Genomic DNA, 3,946 nt, shown 5'->3' with positions numbered 1-3,946 from the left:
GGCAAGGCAATCGGCGTAGGCGGCAAACCGGTGCGAGTATACGTGTTGTGCGGCGTGTCAGTCAGCAGATCGCGCTTGCGGATATTGCCCTTGTAACTATCGCCCATGCCGTAGATGACGGTCGGATCGGTTTGCAGCAGCATGCCCTTCTTCAGGCGATTGACGAAAACGCCGGCAATCATCGTGCGTTCAGACTTTTTGCCGGTTTCCTTTTCCACGATGGAAGCCATGATCAAGGCTTCATAAGGCGAGACATAAGGCAGCGACGGATTGCGCGCCAGCCATGCCTCGTTCAAACGCTTGAGCATCAGGTTGTGCGCCTGTTTGTAAATCTGCAAGTCGCTGGAATTCTTTGCAAACATATAGGTATCAGGATAAAACAGGCCTTCCGGTGTTTTGTAATCGCTCGATATCTTTGCCATCAGTTCCTGGTCGGACAGGCCTGCGGTGTCATGCTTCAAGGCTGGATGCGCATTGATCACCTCACGCATCTGCCTGAAGGTCCAGCCTTCGATGACGGTCAGCGCTTCCTGGGCAAACTCGCCGCGCACCAATTGTGTCAGCAGCCGGGTCGGCGTCGTGCCGGGTTTCAATTCGTAACTGCCGGCTTTCAGCTTGGCGCTGTTGCCGGTGACTTGCGCCAGCACCGTCATCAGGAAAGGTTGCACCGGCACACCGGCATTTTCGATTTGCTGCATGCTGCTTTTCACACCGCTGCCGGGGTTAATCGTGAAGTCGATGGCGGGTTGGTCATTATGGATGATGGGTTGCTGCGCCCAGAATACGAAGGCAGCCGCTGCAGCGATTGCCAGCAGAATAATCAGGATGAAGAGTTTTTTAATCAAGGCAAGGTCTCGGTGAAATCCAGGGCAAATCGCGGGCAATCCGACGCGTTTTTCTCACGCCACTATAATCAGACTCTAATGATAATAGCTGAACCGCCGATTGCTCCAATTTATTGATTGAAATTATGACTACATGGTTGAATTTTCTGGCTGATCAGGGTGCGCAATTCAGCACGCCCGCCAGCGCTGAAGCCGCAGCTGAGCTTCTGTATTTCGGCGCACAGATGCCGCCTGAGACGCCACGCACCGATTTTGTTGCTCCCATTACCAATCTGGGCCTGATCGCCGCCAGCGGCGACGAAGCCGCCCATTTTCTGCACAGCCAGTTGACGAACGATGTTGAACATCTGGAGGCCGGCGCAGCACGACTGGCAGGCTATTGCTCACCCAAAGGCCGGCTGCTGGCAAGTCTGCTGATCTGGAAAACCGCCGACGGCATCATGCTGCAACTGCCACGCGAACTGCAGGCCGGCGTACAAAAACGCCTGCAGATGTTTGTGCTGCGCGCCAAGGCCAAACTCATCGATGCAACAGAAAATCACGTGATGCTTGGTCTCGCCGGCCCGGCGGCAGTCAGCGTACTGCAACAGTGGTTCCCTGCCTTGCCGGCAGCGATTTATGACAAGGCCGAATCCGCCGCCGGCACCCTGATCCGTCATCCCGATGCGTTTGGCACAGCACGTTATCAATGGATCACCACTGCCGCGCAGGCGATGGAAGCGTGGCCGCAGTTGACGAAAGTGTTACAGGCTGCCGGCACAGCGGCGTGGCAGCTGGCGGAAATCGATAGCGGCGTGCCGCACATCAGCATTACCACCCAGGAAAAATTCGTTCCGCAAATGATCAACTTTGAATTGATAGGCGGCGTGAACTTCAAGAAAGGTTGTTATCCCGGCCAGGAAATCGTCGCCCGCAGCCAGTATCTCGGCAAACTCAAGCGCCGCATGCTGCATGCACGCGTGAACGCGCCAGGCGCTGCACCCGGCACCGAAATTTTTTCCATCGACGATCCCGAGCAGCCATGCGGCATGGTCGTCAACGCCGAACCAGTAAATGCGCAGCAAATCGCCTGTCTGGTCGAGATCAAACTGGCGGCAGCAGAATCCGAAGTGCGGCTGGGTTCGGCGCAAGGCCCGGTGCTGTTTTTCCAGCCCCTGCCTTACCCTTTGACTGATCCGGTCTGAGCAACGTCGGAACATGTTCCAGAACACAAAGCCAACGATGGACCTCTATATTTATTATCGGGTACAGGCTGCCGACGCCGCGCTCTTTCTGACGAAGGTGTCGGCGTTGCAGGATAATCTATCCCGTCTATACGCGGTTCGTACGGCACTCAAGCGCAGTCCCGTCGCGCAGGACGGCATGCATACGTGGATGGAAGTGTATCTGGCCGTGAATGAAGATTTTGCAGTCAAGCTGGAGCAAGCCGTTGCGGCAAGCGGGCTGTCGTCACTCATTGATGGCAAGCGCCACACCGAACAATTTTTGGATTTATCCCTATGTGTTTAATCGTCTTTGCCTGGCAGGTAATGCCGAATATGCCCTTGCTCGCCGCCGGTAATCGCGACGAGTTTTACGACAGGCCGGCCAGCCCGGCCGACTGGTGGCATGACCATCCGCAGATTTATGCCGGACGCGACCTGCAAGGCGGCGGCACATGGATGGGCATCACACGCGATGGCCGCTTTGCTGCAATCACCAATATTCGCGGACCGTCCGAGATACGTCCGAATGCGCCTACGCGCGGCAATCTGGTATTGAATTATCTGGCCGGAGCGGCAACGCCGACCGACTACATAGAAGAAATTTCTCCCCATGCTGCCGACTACAACGGTTTCAATCTGTTGGTAGGCAATCAGGATGAATTAATCTGGTATTCCAATCGCGGTGAACAAGACGAGCGCAACGGCAAACCGATGAAACCCGGCATGTATGGCTTGTCGAACTCGCTGCTGGATTGCACATGGCCGAAGGTCGTCAGCACCAAGGCGGAATTTGCCAGCCTGCTATGCCAGGGGGCACCGGAAGACGCTTTCTTTGAAATGTTGTCCGACACCACCTGCGCCTCGGACTGCCGGCTGCCGAAGACCGGCGTCAGCCTGGAGCGCGAACGTCTGCTGTCCGCCGTTTGCATCAGCTCTCCCGATTACGGCACACGCGTGTCGACGCTGGTCAAATTGCAAACCAATCAGGCGCCGGTATTGCTGGAGCGTCCGACAGTCGCAATGCCACCCGCGCCGGAGCGCGTACATCGCGGGCATTGCACCAAAGGATTTGAGTAAGCGAAGCTGCTCTAGCCCCGTCTTCAGCGCCTCAGCCTGGCACGCAGCAATTCGCGTATGTGCGGCACTTCTTCATAAGGATCGTAGGGATTGCGCTGCTGCACGATATCGTCCAGGCGCTTGCGTGCATTGATCAGCGCTGCCGTTTCGGAATAGATATAAAAACGATCGTCGCGCACTGCATCGAAAGTCAGATCGGCAATCTGTGCCGCCGAAATTTTTCCCGACTGCACCGCTTTTTCTGAAAATGCCTGCGCTGCACGCTGACTGACGGTAGGCGGCAGTCCATTTTGCATTTCGTCCGGACGATTGCGCTCCGATTGATGGATACCGGTAGGCACAAAGAACGGACACAGGACCGAGACGCCGATCGGCGCTTCGATCAGGCGCAAATCCTGATACAGCGTTTCCGTCAGCGAAACCACCGCATGCTTGGATACATTGTAAATACCCATCGTCGGTGCATTCTGCAAGCCGGCAACCGATGCGGTATTGACGATATGTCCGGCATAAGCAGGATCACGTTTGGCGCACGCCAGCATCAAGGGGGTGAAAACGCGCACACCGTGAATCACGCCGAATACGTTCACGCCCAGCACCCAATCCCAGTCGGCCGCCGAGTTTTCCCAGATCAGGCCGCCGGATGCCACGCCGGCATTATTGAACAGCAAATGCACTGCGCCGAAACGCGCCAGCGTCGCATCGGCGAGCGCCTGCACCTGCTCCGCCTTGCTGACGTCGCACTGCATTGACAGCACCTGCACACCTTGTGCCGTCAATTCGGCCGCGACTATCTCCAGTGCATCCTGCTGCACATCG

The 3,946-nt window shown here is 56.6% G+C and carries 5 protein-coding genes; 3 read left to right on the top strand and 2 right to left on the bottom strand.

Annotated features, from left to right (window positions below; translation table 11 throughout):
- Positions 1-842 (bottom strand): endolytic transglycosylase MltG (gene mltG / locus ABWP27_RS12460; protein WP_353157347.1); only part of this gene is annotated, 842 nt, incomplete at its 3' end.
- Positions 843-970: 128 nt separating this feature from the next.
- Between mltG and ygfZ the strand changes: the two genes are divergently transcribed.
- The 3 genes from ygfZ to ABWP27_RS12445 are packed head-to-tail and all read left to right on the top strand — an operon-like array spanning position 971 to position 3,127.
- A complete protein-coding gene (gene ygfZ, locus ABWP27_RS12455) occupies positions 971-2,029 on the top strand; it encodes a CAF17-like 4Fe-4S cluster assembly/insertion protein YgfZ (protein WP_353157344.1) in 1,059 nt (352 codons plus the stop codon).
- Between the two features lie 37 nt (positions 2,030-2,066).
- Entirely contained in the window at positions 2,067-2,354 is a 288-nt protein-coding gene (locus ABWP27_RS12450) for a DUF4936 family protein (protein WP_353157341.1), read from the top strand.
- Complete coding sequence (locus ABWP27_RS12445) at positions 2,345-3,127, top strand: NRDE family protein (protein ID WP_353157338.1); 783 nt, start codon at positions 2,345-2,347, stop codon at positions 3,125-3,127. Before ABWP27_RS12450 ends, ABWP27_RS12445 begins: the two co-directional genes overlap by 10 nt.
- Before the next feature lie 23 nt (positions 3,128-3,150).
- On the opposite strand, the gene ABWP27_RS12440 is transcribed toward ABWP27_RS12445, so the two are convergent.
- Positions 3,151-3,946: SDR family oxidoreductase (locus ABWP27_RS12440; RefSeq protein ID WP_353157336.1), on the bottom strand; the 796-nt coding region annotated here is incomplete at its 5' end.

Source organism: Herminiimonas fonticola (assembly GCF_040395855.1).
GTDB lineage: Bacteria > Pseudomonadota > Gammaproteobacteria > Burkholderiales > Burkholderiaceae_D > Oxalicibacterium > Oxalicibacterium fonticola_A.
This window is presented reverse-complemented; position numbering and strand designations above follow the sequence as displayed.

Coding starts and splice junctions, on each gene's coding strand:
- ygfZ (WP_353157344.1), top strand. CDS start 971: ATGACTACATGGTTGAATTTTCTGGCTGATCAGGGTGCGCAATTCAGC.
- ABWP27_RS12450 (WP_353157341.1), top strand. CDS start 2,067: ATGGACCTCTATATTTATTATCGGGTACAGGCTGCCGACGCCGCGCTC.
- ABWP27_RS12445 (WP_353157338.1), top strand. CDS start 2,345: ATGTGTTTAATCGTCTTTGCCTGGCAGGTAATGCCGAATATGCCCTTG.